Origin of the sequence: Paenibacillus sp. RU5M, assembly GCF_900221055.1 — a bacterium.
In the GTDB taxonomy this organism is placed as follows: domain Bacteria; phylum Bacillota; class Bacilli; order Paenibacillales; family Paenibacillaceae; genus Paenibacillus; species Paenibacillus marchantiae.
Genome location: NZ_OBQM01000002.1, coordinates 371,337 through 389,679, shown reverse-complemented (window position 1 = coordinate 389,679; position 18,343 = coordinate 371,337). Strand labels below are relative to the sequence as shown.

Genomic DNA, 18,343 nt, shown 5'->3' with positions numbered 1-18,343 from the left:
ATGTGCTAACGCAGTGGAGGTGACGAAATCGATTCTGAAGAAGCGTCAGCGTTCGCCTAAAAGCTTTCTACAAGAAAGCTACTTCGGAAGCATATGCTGTCTCCAAATTTCAACCTTTTATAAGGTTCATCAAGAAATTTGAGAGACAACAGCGATCGGAAGAACGATTCGTAACCGGAACGGGCTCTTAGCCGAAAGTGTAGCTTTGAAAGGTGTAGCACTCATGTGTAAGAAACAAGTGTGAACCGCCACATCCTACAGGATTTCACCGGGAGGAACCTTCTTTTGTTTGACAACAAGGAAACGTTCAAGAGTATTTTTAGACGCAATCTGGTCAGCAAATTGGGCAAACCATTAGCAGAAGCAACGCAGGAGGATGTCTATCACGTACTTGGAAGCATGATCCGCGAATATGCGGGTCAAGATTGGGCGGCGTCGAATCAGGGGTTTAAGCAGCGCCAGGATAAACAGGTCTATTACTTCTCGCTGGAATTCCTGATTGGACGTCTGCTCGGCAACAACCTGTTAAATGTGAATGAATTGGAACTCGTTCGTGACAGTCTGGCTGAATTGGGTTTCTCTTTGGAAGAAGTGGAAGAACAGGAAGCGGACGCAGGGCTCGGCAACGGAGGTCTGGGAAGACTCGCGGCCTGTTTTCTGGATTCACTGGCTTCCCTTGGCTATGCAGGACATGGATGCGGAATCCGATATAAATATGGCTTGTTTGAGCAAAAAATTATTAACGGCAATCAGGTGGAATTACCCGATAATTGGCTCGAGAAGGGCAATGAATGGGAAGTGCGCCGTCCGGACAAAAAGGTGGAAGTGCAGTTCTGGGGCCGTGTGGAGGCTTATGAACAGGATGGGCATTATCAATTTGTCACGAAGGATGCCGAATCAGTTGTAGCTGTACCATATGATGTGCCTGTGATTGGTTATGGCCAGCCCCATGTAAACACCTTGCGATTGTGGAGTGCGGAGCCCAAGCGGGAGACTTCGCTCGATACCCCTTCGAACTATTACGGATATCTGGATTATAGCCGTTCGGTAGAATCGATCTCGGAGTTCTTGTACCCGGATGATTCCCAATACGAGGGCAAGCTGCTCCGTCTGAAACAGCAATATTTCATGTGCTCGGCAGGCGTACAGAGTGCTTTGCGTACATTTAATAAGCTGGAGCTTTCGTATGATCGATTGCCGGATAAAGTGGCGTTCCATATCAACGATACGCATCCAACACTCGTGATTCCCGAACTGATGCGCATTCTGATCGATGTCAAAGGCTACGGATGGGATGAAGCATGGGATATTACGACCCGCACCGTATCATATACCAACCATACAACGCTAAGTGAGGCGCTTGAAAAGTGGCCTGTAGCCATGATCAGCAAGCTGCTGCCGCGCATTTACATGATTATTGAAGAGATAAACAAACGCTTCTGTGGCATGCTGCTCGAACGTTATCCCGGAGACCAGGATCGTATCCAGCATTTGGCGATTGTTGCGAATGATCAGGTACGGATGGCTCATCTGGCGATTGTGGGCAGTCATAGCGTCAACGGTGTCGCGGCATTGCATACCGAAATATTGAAGGAACGGGAGATGGCTCCGTTCTATGCACTATATCCCGAGCGCTTCAATAACAAAACCAATGGCATTACCCATCGCCGCTGGCTGATGCATGCCAATCCGAAGCTGTCGAATCTGATCACAGATACGATTGGAAGTGAGTGGATTAGGGAGCCGGGCAGACTGAATGAGCTGGTAGGCGTTGCAGACGATGCTTCATTCCATCAGCAGTTCCATTCCATTAAACGTAACAATAAGGAGCGATTGGCCGCGTACATCCTGGATCATACCGGAAAGGCGGTCAATCCGGATTCTATCTTTGACGTACAGGTGAAAAGGCTGCATGGGTACAAACGGCAGCTGCTGAACATTCTGCATGTTATGCATTTGTATAACCGTCTCAAGAGCGATGCTTCGTTTGATATCGTGCCACGTACGTTCATTTTTGGAGCAAAGGCAGCGCCGAGTTATTATTTTGCCAAAAAAATTATCAAATTGATTAACACGGTGGCAGATACGGTTAATCGCGATGCGGCCGTGAAAGATCGTCTACAGGTATTTTTCCTGGAAAACTACTCGGTCTCTCTTGCCGAGAAAATCATTCCTGCCGCGGATGTCAGCGAACAGATTTCAACCGCAGGTAAGGAAGCCTCCGGTACGGGGAACATGAAGTTTATGATGAACGGAGCGTTAACCATTGGTACCATGGACGGCGCAAATGTCGAGATGGCAGAGCAGGTCGGTCAAGACAATATGTTTATCTTTGGTCTGAGTGCAGACGAAGTTCTTGAATATTACCGATCCGGCAGTTATCGGCCGAATGAGATTGTACAGCAGGATGAACGAATTCGTGAGGTCGTGGAGCAGCTGGTACACCCAGGAGTGTTCTGTGAGCGTGATGGTGAATTCTGGGATATCTATGATTCCTTGCTGGCTCATGGTGACGAGTACTTTGTGTTACGTGACTTTGCTGCCTATGCCGATGCGCATGCTGCCATTGATTCGGCGTACCGCGATGTATCGGGCTGGACACGCAAGGCAGTGCTGAATACGGCTCATTCCGGCATTTTCTCCAGTGATCGTACCATCAGTGAGTATGCGACTGATATCTGGGGCATTCATCCGGTGTCCGGACACTGGAAAGCTTAAATAAGTAGTATTTAACAATGAAATCCCCTTGTACATTAGGTTGATCTCTGTTGGGTTCATATACCTTCATCAGAGATCACTCCTTATTGCACAAGGGGATTTTTGTATGAATCAGCCGACTGGTCGTGACACACTTTGTGCGTTATCGCGCCGCTTTTCACGACGAAGGATGATCGGAACCGTGATCACTGCAGCGATCACCAACAACGGAGCTAGTAAACCAGCGATGGGTAACGCCGATGCGCCATTGGCTGAGAAGACGCTCAAGTCCCAGAACCCGTGCAGGAATATGGAGGCCACGAGTGATCCGGTAGACCGCCGAGCAAGATAGAAGATCGAACCAAGGCCAAAAGCGATCACTACCTGGAACAGGGCACCCGCTCCGATACCCCAGAACATGTTCGGCAGGTGGAAGACTGCGAACATCGCTGTTGAGAGCAGCCAGACCCCGGTTTCGCCGAATCGGCTGCGCAGAGCAACAATTAACTGACCTCGGTTGATCATCTCCTCATTGAAGCCAACCATGATACTGCCGAAAATGAGATACAGCCACATGAGGGGGGTGACCCGGCTGAAATCGCCGGTCAGCATATTCACGATCGCGATGACCATCATGATGATCGGCAGAGTCATTGTCCATCGAGAAAGACGCCGCCTTTCAACCAGGCTAGGACGCCACCATCCGTAGATCGTGACCATTGTGATGGTCAGCACCGCACCGCCGGACAGCGGTGCTATATACCAGAGAAGAAGGGTCCGCTCACTCTCACCCACTCGCGTGTAGTCGATGCCGTTGAGCAAGAAGATCGCGTAGAAGACTGCGCTGTAGAGGAAATATGTGAGAACTGCCCATCCTACGCGGGGACGAACCCGAAGGGCAGGGTCCAAAGTTTCTTGCAGCTTGTCCCTATTAATTGACATGATAAACACTCCCACTATACATTAATATTTTTTTTATTTGCTCTTGTTTTCTTGTGATTTTAACTTCGATTAAGTTAAGATATAGTCCCGCTAAGTCTTTGGAAACAGTGCCGACAATATTGCGGAGTTTAATACAAAGGTAGCGAGCGTCCAGCCTTTCATCCCCCCTACCTTCAACGAGCGCTTTTATGGTTAGGATCATGCGTCCTCCTTCTCGTAAATTTTATTTTCTCTGTGTTAATTCTTCGAATGATCCAGAAATCCAACGGAAGCTACGGTGACGAGGAACATATTTTCATTTCTGCCTCATTTACAATTCTAGTTGCCCAAGTTAAATAGAAGCTAACGAAATGGATAAAAACCAGCTAAATTTTCACTGCTGTAGTTTAGGTTCTGTTTAGGTAACGATGTGGTATAAAGGATGAGGCAGACAGTTGAAGAGCTTGCTCTAGTAAAAAACATATTATATTTCCTCTCTTGATGAACAGCATGGAAAATGACAAAAAATGTACTGAAGCCTAGCTATTTTCCCATTGAATTTCCTGGCGGTTTATATGCCGGGTTCTCGGTGGATGTATGGAACTCCACGCCTGAGCAGCTGGACATGAAGATCTATATCCCTTTAAAATAGACCTTACCGCTTCGCGGGAAAAAAGGTCGGAGGAATTCAGACAATGAACGAACGTTCGTGGCTCCACTCCAGGTGGATGCTCACAATCGTCGCATGTATGGCATTGTTATATGTGTTGATTATGGGTAACTTGCTCTTTGTGAGCGGGAGAACGCCTGGAATGAATCATCAATATAATCTGGTACCATTAGAGACAATCAAGCCCCTACTTTTCGAAAAGAATAGATATCATACGGAAGCCTGGGTGAAGAATCTGTTTGGGAACATTGTTTTGTTCATCCCGCTTGGGATATGGATTCCCTGGTTATTCCGCAGGTGCCGAAAGTTTTTACCATTTACAGGTATTGTCGTCTTACTTTTGTTAGCTGTTGAGATTATGCAATTGATTACCCGTGTTGGTTCGTTTGATGTCGATGACATTATTTTGAATACAGTGGGTGCCTGGATTGGATACATAGGGTTTGCCTTATTCATCTTCTCACAGAGAAGGACTCGAAAATGAACTGCGAATAGCAGTTAATGATCGGGTCTTTTTGTGTTCATGGATCTTTTCTGTTTATAAGAGGGACATTTCGGATAAAACATACTAACGGGTTATATAGTAAAGAGTGATGAAAGCGAGGTGGTCTATATCGTTTGGTGGAAAGAGAGTGTGGTGTACCAGATCTATCCCAACAGCTTCAAAGATTCGGATGGGGACGGTCAGGGTGACTTGCAGGGGATATATGACAAGCTCGATTATTTGACTGATCTGGGCGTGGATGTAATTTGGATTTGTCCAATCTACGATTCACCTGGTCATGATAACGGATACGATATCCGTGATTATTACTCCATTTTACGTAAGTATGGCACGATGGAGGATTTTGACCGTTTGCTGGCTGAGGCGCACAAGCGCGGTCTCAAGATCATGATGGATCTGGTGCTGAATCATACGTCGGATGAACATGCGTGGTTTGCCGAGTCACGTTCATCGAAAGTGAACCCGAAACGGGACTATTATATTTGGCGTTCAGGCAAAAATGGTCAGGTTCCAAACAACTGGGAGTCCTACTTTGGGGGTTCTGTGTGGAAGCTTGATCCGGAGACGAATGAATATTATTTGCATCTCTATACAGAACACCAGCCTGACCTGAATTGGAACAATCCACAGATGGCAGAAGAGATGTATGAGATGGTGCATTGGTGGTTGCAAAAGGGTGTGGATGGTTTCCGTTTCGATGCGGTGGCGCATATCGGCAAGGCGGAGGGGTTACCCAGCGCACATAATCCGGATAATCTGCCGGTCGTTCCTGCGTACCAGCTTTTTTCCAACCTCGAGCAGGTGCATTCGATTCTGAATAAACTTAATGACATGATCCTGAAGCCGTATGGTCCAATGACTGTTGGAGAGACTTCCGGGCTTGGACCGGAACAGGCGCTGGCCTATGTTGGGACAGATCGGAATGAGCTCAATATGGTGTTCCAGTTTGAGCATATGTTTGTGGACGCTCAATCATCTGGAATCGGCAAATGGAACTATCGAGAGTGGAAGCTGCCCGAGCTGAAAGAAATTATGAGCCGCTGGCAAACCGTGCTGCATGACAGAGGCTGGAATGCCAATTATATGGGCAATCATGACCAGCCGCGTCCGGTATCCCGTTTCGGTGATGATGGAAAGTACAGGGTGCGCTCTGCCCAGATGCTGGCTACTTGGATGCTCACCCTTGAGGGTACGCCTTACATTTATCAAGGGGAAGAAATCGGCATGACCAATGTTGCTTTCCCTAATATTGAGGATTATCGGGATATTGAAACGATGAATTATTATCGGCAGCATATTGGACAAGGGCGAGCGAAACATGAAGTCATGCAAGCGATCTGGCGCAAGAGTCGTGATAATGCCCGTACACCGATGCAGTGGGATGATACGAAACATGCCGGATTTACCGATGGTGAGCCATGGATTCAGGTGAATGCGAATTATCCTGAGATTAATGTGGAGGATGCCGAACGTGATCCCCAGTCCATTTTGCATTATTACCGTAAACTAATCGCTCTTCGCAAACAACATAAAGTACTTATCTATGGGGAATACGAGCTGCTTTTGCCCGATGATCCCGATATTTATGCCTATACCCGGACGCTGGATGATGATCAGATGCTTGTTATTCTGAATTTCCGTGAACATGAACCTGAGATGCAATGGCCTGAGGGTTGGAACGATGAAAATGCCAAGACGGTCATTAGCAATGTCAGCAGACGATATTCCACCGATAAGGGTGCGATACTTCTTCAGCCATATGAAGCACGGGTTTATCGAATGCAGAGATGAGACATCATTTTGCTTTGGCGAAGAGTTTTGAATTATAATATGGGTTGAAAATCAAACCAAACGAACGCATATGTCAGGAGGATACCAAGTTGCTGAATATTACTTACCACGGACACTCCAGTGTACAACTGGGCACAGAAGAGAAGTCGTTGATCATTGATCCTTTCCTGCGTGGCAATGAACTTGCTGTCACCAAACCGGAAGACATCAAGACCGATGCCGTTTTACTGACACATGCACATATGGATCACATTTTGGATGCTGAACCCATCGCCAAGGCTAACAATGCTAAGGTGGTTGCGATTGTGGAACTGGCTACATATATGTCATGGAAAGGCCTGGACACCCTTGGCATGAACATGGGTGGAACGGTGGATCTTGGCTTTGCGCAAGCCAAAATGATTCAGGCTTTCCATACGTCCGGTATCGTACTGGAAGACGAACAACGGATCATGTACGCAGGATTGCCTGCAGGATATATTATTAACATTGGTGGCAAAACCGTTTTGCATGCCGGAGATACTAGCCTGTTCGGTGATATGAAAATGATTGGTGACCGCCATGATATCGACGTAGCACTATTGCCTATTGGTGGACATTTCACCATGGGACCGGAGGATGCTCTGCAGGCCGCTGAATGGTTCAATGCCAAGCTGACAATTCCAGTGCATTATGATACGTTCCCGGTGATTCGTCAGGATGCCGAGAAGTTTGTAGAGCAGCTTGCTTCCAAAGGTCTGGAAGGCCGTGTGCTGGCACCGGGGCAATCCCTTACCCTGTAATGCTCTTTTAATCACTGTTCAATCATAAAAGGTATACCAAGCTAAAGACGAATATCACGTCAAGATAACTGACGTGATATTCGTCTTTTTTTCGGTTTCAAGTTCAATTTAGTACTCCATAGTTGGTCTGAATAACAAAAACCGTGAAATCCCATTGTTGAAGTTCATGCGGAAATGTTATAAAAAATTACACGGAAACCAAATGGAAATCCGAATTGACCTAAAAACAGGGGGAGCGTTCATGTCATTCGTGAAATCATTGTTTTTTCAAATTATTGTAGCGGTTATCATCGGGATTGGTGTAGGCATTCTGTGGCCTGATCTGGGTAGTCTGCTGCAGCCGCTCGGAACAGGTTTTATCAAGTTGATCAAAATGATCATTGCTCCATTAATCTTTATGGTTATCGTGACAGGCATTGCCAAAATCGGTGATCTGAAATCGGTTGGACGCATTGGATTCAAAGCCATTCTGTGGTTTGAAATCGCAACGACGGTTGCCCTCGTCCTTGGACTTGGCACAGCCAATCTGCTTCGTCCGGGTGCAAGCATGAATGTGGACCCCTCGACCCTTGATGCAAGTGGCATCGAAGCCAAAACCAATGGCTCTGAACTGCCGCATGTGGTCGACTTTATTATGAATATTATTCCAACAAGTGTTGTAGATGCTTTTGCACAAAATGCATTGTTGCAAGTGCTGCTCGTTGCCTATTTGTTTGGGGTAGCCTTGGCAGCAACGGAAAGTAAGGCGAAGGAGAATGTGCTGACGTTGATTGAAAATGTATTGGGAATCTTGTTCCGCATTATTGGGTACATTATGAAACTGGCACCAATCGGAGCATTCGGCGCCATGGCGTACACGGTTGGAGCATATGGGGCATCCACACTCTCCTCCTTCGGTTTGCTGATTATTGCCTGTTACGGAGCAGCGTTACTGTTTCTGGTGATGCTTGCACTGGCTGCCTGGTGGATCACAGGGCTGAACTTTCTGCAATTTGTAAAATATACACGTTCCGAAGTGATGCTTGCGATTGGTACAGGTTCCTCGGAAGTCGTTATGCCCCGCATGATGGACAAGTTGACCAAGGCAGGATGTGACCGTGCTGTCGTCGGTCTCGTTGTCCCGACAGGGTACTCGTTCAATCTGGACGGAGCCTCGATCTACCTATCGCTAGCGACGGTTTTTCTGGCTCAGGCGGTTGGCATTGATCTGACACTGGGACAAGAAATTACGATTTTACTGGTTTTAATGCTTAGCTCCAAAGGTATGGCGGGTGTACCTGGCTCCGCATTCCTTGCTCTGTCTGCTACAGCTGCAGCCCTGAATGCATTCCCAGTAGCGGCTGTTGCCTTACTGCTAGGTGCAGACCGCTTCATGGATACCATGAGAGTATTCACGAATTTGATGGGCAACTGTGTTGCGGCATTTGTCGTGGCGAAATGGGAAGGGCTGTTGGACCAAAAACGTATGCGGGCCGTGCTTTCCGGGGAGATTAGTGCAGAAGAGCTGGAGAGAGAAGAACAAGCATCCTTGTCCTCGGTGAAGTTGAACAAAAGGGAACAGGGAAAAGGAATGGTTTCAACGGACATACTGTAAGAAACAGGAATTAAACGAGATCCGTATGAATTTTTAACTCATCATATCTTTGAATATGAACCGTCTGTTTACCCGCATGAAATCATGGGATAACAGACGGTTTTTTCGTTTAAGATACAGATATCATGGAGTTCTCGAACGCAAGCTTCAAAATAATTGTTACAGAGGAATCATTAATGGGGAATGTGTAGAAGAGGAAAAAGATAGCATATTGAAGTTTCAACTTGTATATACATGTTTAGTTATGTAATATATAAATGGAGTTAGGCCAAGAGAACCACATAAGCAATACAATTTATTGGAGGCGTTAACATGAGTTCAACCAACACAACTTCATCATCGTGGTGGAAGACTTCCACGGTGTATCAGGTATATCCCAAGAGTTTCAACGATACAACTGGATCGGGTACCGGAGACATTCGGGGATTGACCGAAAAGCTGGATTACTTGCAACATCTCGGTATTGATATCGTGTGGCTGCAGCCCGTATATGTCTCTCCACAGCATGATAACGGTTATGACGTAGCGGACTATTATCGGATTAATCCTGATTTTGGTACGATGGAAGATTTTGACGAACTGCTTAAAGGTCTGAAGGCACGTGACATGAAGCTGATGATTGATATCGTGGTGAATCACTCTTCTACGGATCATGAGTGGTTCCAGCAATCACGTTCTTCCAAGGATAACCCATATCGCGATTATTATATTTGGAAGGACCCTGCTCCGGATGGTGGTGTGCCGAATAACTGGCAATCCAAGTTCGGCGGACCTGCATGGCAGTATGATGAGCAGACAGGACAATATTTCCTGACGTTGTTTGACAAAACACAGGCTGATTTGAATTGGGAGAACGAGCAGGTACGTAAGGCAGTACGGGACATGATCAAGTTCTGGGCGGAGAAGGGTGTAGATGGTTTCCGTATGGACGTCATCAATCTGATCTCCAAGGACCAGCGTTTCCCCGACGATGATGGTAGCGTTTCCCCAGGCGACGGACGCAAGTTCTACACCGATGGACCACGTGTGCATGAGTACATTACAGAGATGTATGAAGAGGTGTTTGGACCACACAATATGGTAACGGTTGGGGAGATGTCCTCCACTACGCTGGAGCATTGCATTAAATATTCAAACCCTGCTTCCCGGGAATTCTCCATGACGTTTAACTTCCACCATCTGAAAGTGGATTATCCGAATGGACAGAAGTGGGAACTGATGCCTTACGATTTTGAAGCGATGAAACAGTTATTTAGTGAGTGGCAGACAGGAATGCAGGCAGGTGGGGGATGGAATGCGTTGTTCTTGAACAACCATGATCAACCGCGGGCGTTGTCTCGTTTCGCAGATGATGGCGATTACCGTGCTGAGAGTGCCAAAATGCTCGCTACGACCATTCATGGCATGCAGGGAACACCTTACGTATACCAAGGCGAAGAGATCGGGATGCCGAATCCAGTCTGGAATGACGTTAGCGAGTTCCGTGATATTGAATCGACCAATATGTACCGACTGCTTCAGGAAGAACGGGGCAAATCCGCTGAGGAGGCATTCCAAATTGTGAAAGAGCGTTCCCGGGACAATTCCCGGACACCGATGCAATGGGATGGAAGCGAAAATGCCGGATTTACAACGGGTACACCGTGGATCAAAGTGGACGAACGATATCCGTCGATTCATGTGGCCCAGCAGATGGCAGACCCGAATTCGATCTATTATCATTATCGCAAGCTGATTGCTCTGCGCAAACAGGTTGGTGTGCTGACCGACGGTCTGTATGAACGTTTGGACGATGCACACCCAGACGTATTCGCATATGCGCGGACCAATGGAAGCGAGACGCTGCTTGTGGTATCCAACTTCAGCAAGCGGGACGTAAAATTTGCTTTCTCTGAAGCCGTCTGGAATGACCACATTGCGGGTAAATCCGCAGAGCTGCTGATTGGCAATACGGAAGTATCGCCTGCACTTGAGCAAGAAATCTCCCTGAGCCCGTATTCATCCTATATGTGGCTTGTACCGCAACAGGACTAATTCACATTATATAAATGGGAAGTGACAATATGGCAATTGATAAAAAACAGGTTGAGGAGATCGTTCGCGCGGTCGGCGGCAAAGATAATATTGAAGCTGCAACGCATTGTGTCACACGCCTCCGGTTCGCCCTATACGACGAAAGTAAAGTAGATACGGAAAGTCTGGAACAGAACGATCTGGTCAAAGGACAGTTCTCCTCACAAGGACAATTCCAGGTGGTCATCGGACCTGGGCTTGTGGATAAAGTGTATGATGAAATGATTCAGATTACCGGGGGCGAACGTGCTTCCAAGGATGACGTGAAGGCTGTTGCGGGTAAAAAGCAAAACCCGATTCAGCGTGCGATCAAAACACTATCGGACATTTTCATCCCGATCCTGCCAGCCATCATCACGGCCGGTCTCTTGCTCGGTATTAATAACATTCTGACAGGACCAGGCATATTCTTTGATGGAAAATCACTGGTGGATGTATATCCGGCATGGAAGGATCTCGCATCTATTATTAACACCATTGCGAGCACAGCCTTTACCTTCCTGCCTGCGTTAATTGGTTGGTCCGCTGTAACAAGGTTCGGCGGCAGTCCGTTGCTCGGGATTGTACTTGGTCTGATCCTGGTACATCCCGATCTGCTGAGTGCTTATGGCTACGCCAATGCAGTCAACGAAGGCACCGTGCCTACGTGGAATCTGTTCGGCTGGCATATTGAGAAGATCGGTTATCAGGGGCAGGTTCTGCCGGTATTGGTATCCGCCTATCTGCTTGCCAAGCTGGAGATTTTCCTGAACAAAAGGGTGCATGATTCGATCAAACTGCTTGTAGTTGCACCTGTCACTTTATTGATTACGGGATTCCTGGCATTTACAATCATTGGTCCAGTTACATTTGCCATTGCGAATGGAATTACATCCGGCTTGATCTATATTTACGATTCATATGCGGCTCTTGGTGGTCTGATCTACGGTGGACTATACGCATTGCTCGTTATTACAGGAATGCACCATACGTTCCTAGCGGTAGACGTACAGCTGATTGGTAGCCAAGGCGGAACGTTCCTGTGGCCGATGCTGGCACTGTCCAATATCGCGCAAGGTTCTGCCGCACTTGCTATGATGCTCGTGCTTCGTGAGAAGAAAATGAGAGGACTTGCGGCAACTTCATCCGTTTCAGCCTTCCTCGGGGTAACCGAGCCGGCGATCTTCGGGGTGAATATCCGTTATCGTTATCCGTTTATCTTCGGTATGGTCGGTTCTGCGATCGGCGGTGTACTGCTTACGATGAATAATGTTCAGGCAACCTCTATCGGTGTAGGTGGCGTACCTGGATTCTTGTCCATTTTCCCGAACAAATGGGGAGTATTCTTCATCGGTATGGCGATTGTACTGGTTGTTCCGTTCGTATTGACTGTTATTTTCGGAAGAGCGAAGTTGAGAAAAGAAGACCGCAACGCAGATCAAGCTACTGTAGCTGGTGGTCAAACACCTACAGCGAAATCAGCTTCTAGCACAACTACAACAAATGCAGTTGCAGAGCCACGCACACGCAGTATTGCTCAGGTGGCGGATGAGCCTGTGAATACACTGGAAATCATGGCACCATTAACTGGTATAGCTGTTCCGCTTGAACAAGTACCTGATCCGGCGTTTGCGGAAAAACAAATGGGTGAAGGGGTTGCCATTGAACCTTCTGGCAATCAGGTTGTTGCCCCGTTTGATGCTCAGGTTGCCCATGTCATCAAGAGCAAACATGCTGTCATTCTTGAGCACGCGAGTGGCTTGCAGATTCTGATTCATGTCGGAATTAATACGGTATCGCTCAAAGGCGAAGGTTTTAACATGCATGTTGAAACTGGAGAGAAGGTAAGAGCCGGGCAAACGTTGCTTGAATTCGACCGTAAAGTGATTGAAGCTGCGGGATATCCGCTCATTACGCCAATCATTATTCCGGACGGTCAGGACATGGTTGATCGGGTGGAGGTCACTACAGGTGATGTTACATCCAATCAGAACGGTGTGCTTAAGGTACATCTGAAAGGTTAAGTACACGAACAAATGGGGAGCTGCGATATTCGCAGCTTCTTTTTTCATCTCGATACCGAGACCAAGCTGATCACATACCAATTTGTATGGGTTTACTCTTTATGGATTTCGTTTTTTTTATTGGTTACGTGGTAAACTGTATCTAGGATACATGTGGCAAAATCTCATGTTTGCAACGATCGGAAAGCTTGTTCATTAGGACTATGCATGTTCAGGTTGAGAAGTTCATATGGTTCAAAGAGAGTGGCTAGTTAATGGACGGAGGAGGAGAGCCATGACTCGTGTTGCGGTAATGGTCATTCATGGTCTGGGTATGCAAAAGGAAAATTATGCGGATACACTGATTTCGCGATTGCATAAGGAATTGGATCAGGTTATGGTGTTGCCGGGAGCAGCCAAACAGATGCTGGATATTGAGCCCGTATTTTGGGCTGACGTATTTGAGGATCGGGAAGAGGCGCTGTTTCAGCAGCTTGTCAGCTCTCAGGGATTGAACTATCAAGTGTTGCGTCGATTTGTTATACATTATCTGGCTGATGCCGTCGCGTATCAACCTGTGGAAAATCAAGGGCATAACTATGATGCGGTACATTATACGCTGAATCGGGCGATGCACGCACTTGCACAACGAAATGGGCCAGAAGCTCCACTCTGTATCATTGCACATAGTTTGGGAGCTGTGATTGCAAGTAATTTCTTCTATGATCTGCAATATCCGTCTAGTCGCACGCCCTCCATCGTGGATGTTACTTCCGCATTGGAACGGGGAGATACCTTAACGAGCTTTTATTCCTTTGGAACGACATTGCCATTATGGAGCTTACGGTATCATGATTTTAGCCGGCCGATTCAGGTACCTTCACCGTTGGCAGGGCAGTACTTTCCTGGGCTTGAAGGGGAATGGATTAACTTTTATGATCGGGATGATATTCTGGGTTACCCGCTGCGACCTATTGATCCGGCCTATGAGGCAGCGGTCAACGAAGACGTGGAAATTAACTCTGGCGGTGTAATTGGGAGCTGGAATCCGTTGAGTCATGGTGGATATTTCTCGAATGGAACCATGAATCGGAGAATTGCACAGGGTTTGGCTCGAACGTGGACGTGGGTGAATCGTGGATCAAGTTAAATGTCAGATATGAAGGGAGGACAATAATTATGGAATGCAGGACAGGCTGTGCCGCATGCTGTATCGCGATTTCCATCTCATCGCCGATACCCGGGATGGCTAATGGCAAGCCCGCAGGTGTGCGCTGTGTACAGCTGACGGAGGACAATCGTTGCGGAATCTTTGGTCAGAAAGAGCGCCCCGATGTATGCAGCGGGTTGCAGGCTTCGGAAGAGATGTGTGGCAGCACGGACCAGGAGGCGTTTGAGCGATTGAGCTGGCTGGAGCAGGAAACTGCCCCGAGTTCAGCGTGACAGAGTTGTTTTGATGGAAAAGGATAATTATACTTAATATGGAAGGGGTTTGAGAAAAGAAAGGGGTATGGGATGAATGGGACTTGCCAAACGGTTTATAATGGTCGTTGTGAATATGATTGGAGAACTGTGGATGGGATTCTACAGGCGAAACTCAGACTTCTATGACAAGCAGACTTCAGAGTCAAAAAGCAAACTTGGCTATTATGCATTTATTATTGGGGCGGCCGCTGTAACTGTGGGCATTGTGAGTTGGATGTATAGTCGGGTTTATTCATAAAATGAGCAAACAAATAAAAGAGAGTATCCGCAGTCTGGAAATCAGTCGGATACTCTCTTTGGTGTGTCCACTTCCTATTTACTTGACCGAAGAATGGGTGCTCGCCCCTTTTTTCCTCAACATATGCATGAGAATCATCTTAAGGAGCGAAGAGACGATAAAGAATATAAATAAGATGCGAAACAACTGATATCCGGACACCACCGATAGGTTGGCATTGACTTCATGGGCCATGATGCTCATCTGATCCATTCCGCCAGGTGCCATGCTCAACAATGATGTAGCGGCCGAGAGAGAGAACATCCTCATTAATATATAGCTCAAGCCAAGCGAACCTGCGATGAGGAGAACACTGCTCGTGATTGCGAGTGTTACGGTCTGCATCTTGCGTTGCAGTTGCTGAGGACGAAGCATCAGACCCACATGACTGCCAATCATTAATTGCGAAATATTAAGCAGGGACGGCGGCAGATTGGGTGTGTGCATCGTTGTGCTTAATTGAATAACACACATGACGATCATAGGTCCAAGCATAAATGCAGTGGGAAACCGAAGCTTGCGTGCAATCCACGCACCAGCGATACAGAGCGGGGCATAGAGCAAGATTTCGGGAAAGAGTGCTGCCCAAGTTGCTGTCTCGATCATTGGCTGATCCGTACCTCCACCTGTCGTTCCCCCGATCCATGGACTAAACAGCAGGAACGGAACACAGAATACAATCATGATCAGCCGCGTGACCTGCAAAAAAGTAACGAGTGTCAGATTGATGGATTTCATCTCATCCGCAAGGTAGACCATCTGGGACAGTCCACCAGGAATGCTGCCAACCAGCAGGGAGGGAAAGTCAAAGTCTGTCAGCTTTGAAGCAACATAAGCGGTCAATGTACATAATCCGATTAAGAGCAGGGTCATGAGCAGCATCATAGGCAGCTGGTGCAGAATGCCTTGCAGCGCTTCTCCCGTCAGTGTTAATCCGATAGAGTAACCCACGATTAGAATACCGTAGTCCCGAATGGAAGCGGGCCACATGAGCGGCAGCTTGGCAATCTGTGAACCAACCAGCATAAAAATCATCGGGCCAAGAAGCCAAGGAATGGGAGTGTGGATTACTGTAAATAGTAACCCTCCAAGAACGGAGACACCCAAACTTAGAAAAAACCGAAAGACAACGTGGGAACCGAGCTTGTGCATCAGTTCCATCCGCGTCGTCTTTCGGCTGCATGAGGTAGATTGAAGTACATGTAAGATCACTCCTGATGATAAGATACAATGATTGATCCTTGGACGGGGATTGGCTCATTACGAAGCAGGACAGGGAGCTGATTCATCCACTGTCCTGTTGAATGGTTATCATTTATCTGTTCGCGGCAAGAACACGGGCAGATGGCTTCGATTCTTTGAACATCATATAGTACATCAGCGAGGAAATCACGTATAAACTGCCTGTAATGCTGAACGTGATCGCGTAACCCCAATACGTGCCATAAGTGGTCACGAGGTAGGATTGCACGGGTCCCATGGTGGCCCATCCAATCATAAAGGCGGTCTGCATCAGTGAATTGGCTATTCCACGGCGTTTGTCCGATACTCTGTCTACCAGAATGGCGGATTGAATCGGATTGGCTGCATTCATCAGCGCTTGTCTGAATAAGAAACTCACTGAAGCGATGAGCAGCAGATTCGTAAAGCCAGTCAGCAGCAGGAAGGGCAGTGACATAACCTGGAAGATGACGACAGCTCGAACACTTCCCACCTTGGCCGCAAGTGTAGGTCCAATCAGCATCGATACAATGGTCATGATCTGACCCAATGAAATAAGCAGACTCATGGCACTTAAGGATACCGAAAAACGGTTGGTGAAATACAGATTCAAATAAGGCACAACCAGTCCTGAACCAAAACCGATTAATAATTGGGTTATGACAAATTGACCGATCAAACGGGAATCTTTCTTTAGGCTTAAGGTATCGTTCTTGCTGCTTTGTTCTGCGGAATGAGCGACATCCTGTTTGCCATCCGTTGCAGATGTTGCAGATTCAGTGACAGGTTGCGCCGGAGTATCCGCTTGTGGTGCCTTCTTATCCTCGGATACAAACAACATCGGAATAAACGCAACCAGTGTAGCTGCCCCACCTACGAACAATACCGTTTGCAAACCAGTGACTTTGGCAAGGCCAGCCGTATGAAGCAGGTCTGCAAATATGCCACCACCCAAGCTGCCGAGTACCTGAGAAGCGAGTACGAGGCAGGAGTAATAGCTGAACATCTTCAGTCGTTGACTTTTCTTGACATTCTCAGCGAGGAAGGGAATGGCCAGTACCTGAAATACGCCAGCGAAAAGTCCTGAAAATACAGCAAACCAGATCAGTCCGCTGGCAGAATAATCGAAGGAACGGCCAATCAGAAATATTCCGCTGAACAAGGCGCCGGTAATCAGCAGCCGCTTACGGCTGAAGAAATCGCCGCATAGTCCGATGGGAACAAACATAATCGCTGTCGCAAGTGATTGAATACTTACAATCTGGCCGTTCATTGTATCATTGTAGCCTAGACCCTGAATGTACAGATTGTACAAGACAGAGAACATGCCATTTCCGATCTGATACAAGATGCTTGCCAGAAAAAACAATTGAATATTGCGGGACCAGCCCCGAATTTCAGCATGAATCTGTTGTAGAAGTCTCAAGTGGTTTCCCCCAGTCTGCCTGTGCAGTGATTTTAGTTTAACAGGAATGGGGGATTTGCGGAAGAATTGACCACTGTTTATTTTGCAGTAGGGGATTTCAGCACTCGGGCAATCACGAATCCATCGTAGCCTTTAGTGCCTACAGTTTGCAGTGCGGTAGCTTCAAGACGTGGATTATCTGCAATTAATTTCAGGAATGACTGAACGCCCTGAACTCTGTTGTCCGTACTGTCTGCATTGATAACTTCACCGTCCCTGACGATGTTGTCACCAATAATCAGACTTCCCGGACGAGCCAGACGCAGCGCCCATCGCAAATAGTCTGGATTACTCGGTTTGTCAGCATCGATGAAGATGAAATCAAAGGGTTCTCTGTACTCTTCCTGAACGTCGGGAAGAGTAGTCAGGGCAGGACCTACTCGAAGATCAACCTTGTGCATAAGTCCTGCACGCGTGATGTTGGTTCGTGCCATCTCTGCATGGCGTGGATCTGCTTCCAGTGTGACGATACGTCCGTGTTCGGGAAGGGCTCTAGCCATCCAGATCGTACTGTATCCGCCAAGCGTCCCGATTTCCAACACACGAGTTGCGCCTTGTATTTGAAGCAGGAGCTGAAGCAATTTCCCTTGATTAGGTGCTACATCATGAGCGGGCAAGCCGGCTTCCGCATTGGTAAGTAGTGCCTGCTCCAGCAGGGGATCCGAGGGGATTAATAAGGTGTTCAAATAGTCGTCGACTTGACTCCAGGTTTGCTGTTGAGTAGAACCATTCACATTGTTCATCGTTACATGTTCCTTTCCGATTGCATGTATTGGATTTCATACTTCAACTATAAAGGGAACAAATACATAAATAAAATATATATTATGTATGTTAATATAACTTTAGATTATATACTTCAAGTGAAGAAGGTGTTGCG

14 protein-coding genes are annotated in these 18,343 nt (G+C 47.2%); 10 read left to right on the top strand and 4 right to left on the bottom strand.

What is annotated here, in order from left to right:
- The first annotated feature begins 285 nt into the window (after positions 1-285).
- The gene (locus tag CRO25_RS07430; RefSeq protein ID WP_079694503.1) at positions 286-2,718 is read left to right on the top strand and encodes a glycogen/starch/alpha-glucan phosphorylase; all 2,433 of its coding nucleotides are present in this window, start codon (positions 286-288) and stop codon (positions 2,716-2,718) included.
- Positions 2,719-2,829: 111 nt separating this feature from the next.
- On the opposite strand, the gene CRO25_RS07425 is transcribed toward CRO25_RS07430, so the two are convergent.
- Positions 2,830-3,639, bottom strand: a complete 810-nt coding sequence (locus CRO25_RS07425; RefSeq protein ID WP_079694501.1) for a CPBP family intramembrane glutamic endopeptidase — start codon at positions 3,637-3,639, stop codon at positions 2,830-2,832.
- Positions 3,640-4,313: 674 nt separating this feature from the next.
- Here CRO25_RS07425 and CRO25_RS07410 point away from each other — a divergent pair.
- From CRO25_RS07410 to CRO25_RS07370, 9 genes are all read left to right on the top strand, one after another.
- Complete coding sequence (locus tag CRO25_RS07410; RefSeq protein WP_079694498.1) at positions 4,314-4,772, top strand: VanZ family protein; 459 nt, start codon at positions 4,314-4,316, stop codon at positions 4,770-4,772.
- A gap of 120 nt (positions 4,773-4,892) precedes the next feature.
- The gene (locus CRO25_RS07405) at positions 4,893-6,584 is read left to right on the top strand and encodes an alpha-glucosidase (RefSeq protein ID WP_079694497.1); all 1,692 of its coding nucleotides are present in this window, start codon (positions 4,893-4,895) and stop codon (positions 6,582-6,584) included.
- A gap of 89 nt (positions 6,585-6,673) precedes the next feature.
- Positions 6,674-7,366, top strand: a complete 693-nt coding sequence (locus CRO25_RS07400; RefSeq protein WP_079694496.1) for a metal-dependent hydrolase — start codon at positions 6,674-6,676, stop codon at positions 7,364-7,366.
- Positions 7,367-7,607: 241 nt separating this feature from the next.
- Positions 7,608-8,960, top strand: a complete 1,353-nt coding sequence (dctA, locus tag CRO25_RS07395; protein ID WP_079694495.1) for a C4-dicarboxylate transporter DctA — start codon at positions 7,608-7,610, stop codon at positions 8,958-8,960.
- Positions 8,961-9,272: 312 nt separating this feature from the next.
- The gene (gene treC / locus CRO25_RS07390; protein WP_079694494.1) at positions 9,273-10,994 is read left to right on the top strand and encodes an alpha,alpha-phosphotrehalase; all 1,722 of its coding nucleotides are present in this window, start codon (positions 9,273-9,275) and stop codon (positions 10,992-10,994) included.
- 29 nt (positions 10,995-11,023) lie between these two features.
- A complete protein-coding gene (treP, locus tag CRO25_RS07385; RefSeq protein WP_079694493.1) occupies positions 11,024-13,036 on the top strand; it encodes a PTS system trehalose-specific EIIBC component in 2,013 nt (670 codons plus the stop codon).
- Positions 13,037-13,310: 274 nt separating this feature from the next.
- Positions 13,311-14,165, top strand: a complete 855-nt coding sequence (locus CRO25_RS07380) for a chemotaxis protein (RefSeq protein ID WP_079694492.1) — start codon at positions 13,311-13,313, stop codon at positions 14,163-14,165.
- 29 nt (positions 14,166-14,194) lie between these two features.
- Complete coding sequence (locus CRO25_RS07375) at positions 14,195-14,458, top strand: YkgJ family cysteine cluster protein (RefSeq protein WP_079694491.1); 264 nt, start codon at positions 14,195-14,197, stop codon at positions 14,456-14,458.
- Positions 14,459-14,534: 76 nt separating this feature from the next.
- Positions 14,535-14,738: a hypothetical protein gene (locus CRO25_RS07370; RefSeq protein ID WP_063563394.1), complete on the top strand. Its 204-nt coding sequence runs from the start codon at positions 14,535-14,537 to the stop codon at positions 14,736-14,738.
- Positions 14,739-14,816: 78 nt separating this feature from the next.
- Here the strand turns inward: CRO25_RS07370 and CRO25_RS07365 are convergent, their stop codons facing one another.
- From CRO25_RS07365 to CRO25_RS07355, 3 genes are all read right to left on the bottom strand, one after another.
- Complete coding sequence (locus tag CRO25_RS07365; RefSeq protein ID WP_079694490.1) at positions 14,817-15,938, bottom strand: AbrB family transcriptional regulator; 1,122 nt, start codon at positions 15,936-15,938, stop codon at positions 14,817-14,819.
- A gap of 154 nt (positions 15,939-16,092) precedes the next feature.
- Positions 16,093-17,424 (bottom strand): MFS transporter, encoded by a 1,332-nt coding sequence (locus CRO25_RS07360; protein WP_079694489.1) that lies wholly within the window; start codon positions 17,422-17,424, stop codon positions 16,093-16,095.
- 77 nt (positions 17,425-17,501) lie between these two features.
- Complete coding sequence (locus CRO25_RS07355) at positions 17,502-18,206, bottom strand: O-methyltransferase (protein ID WP_079694488.1); 705 nt, start codon at positions 18,204-18,206, stop codon at positions 17,502-17,504.
- Between the last annotated feature and the right edge of the window lie 137 nt (positions 18,207-18,343).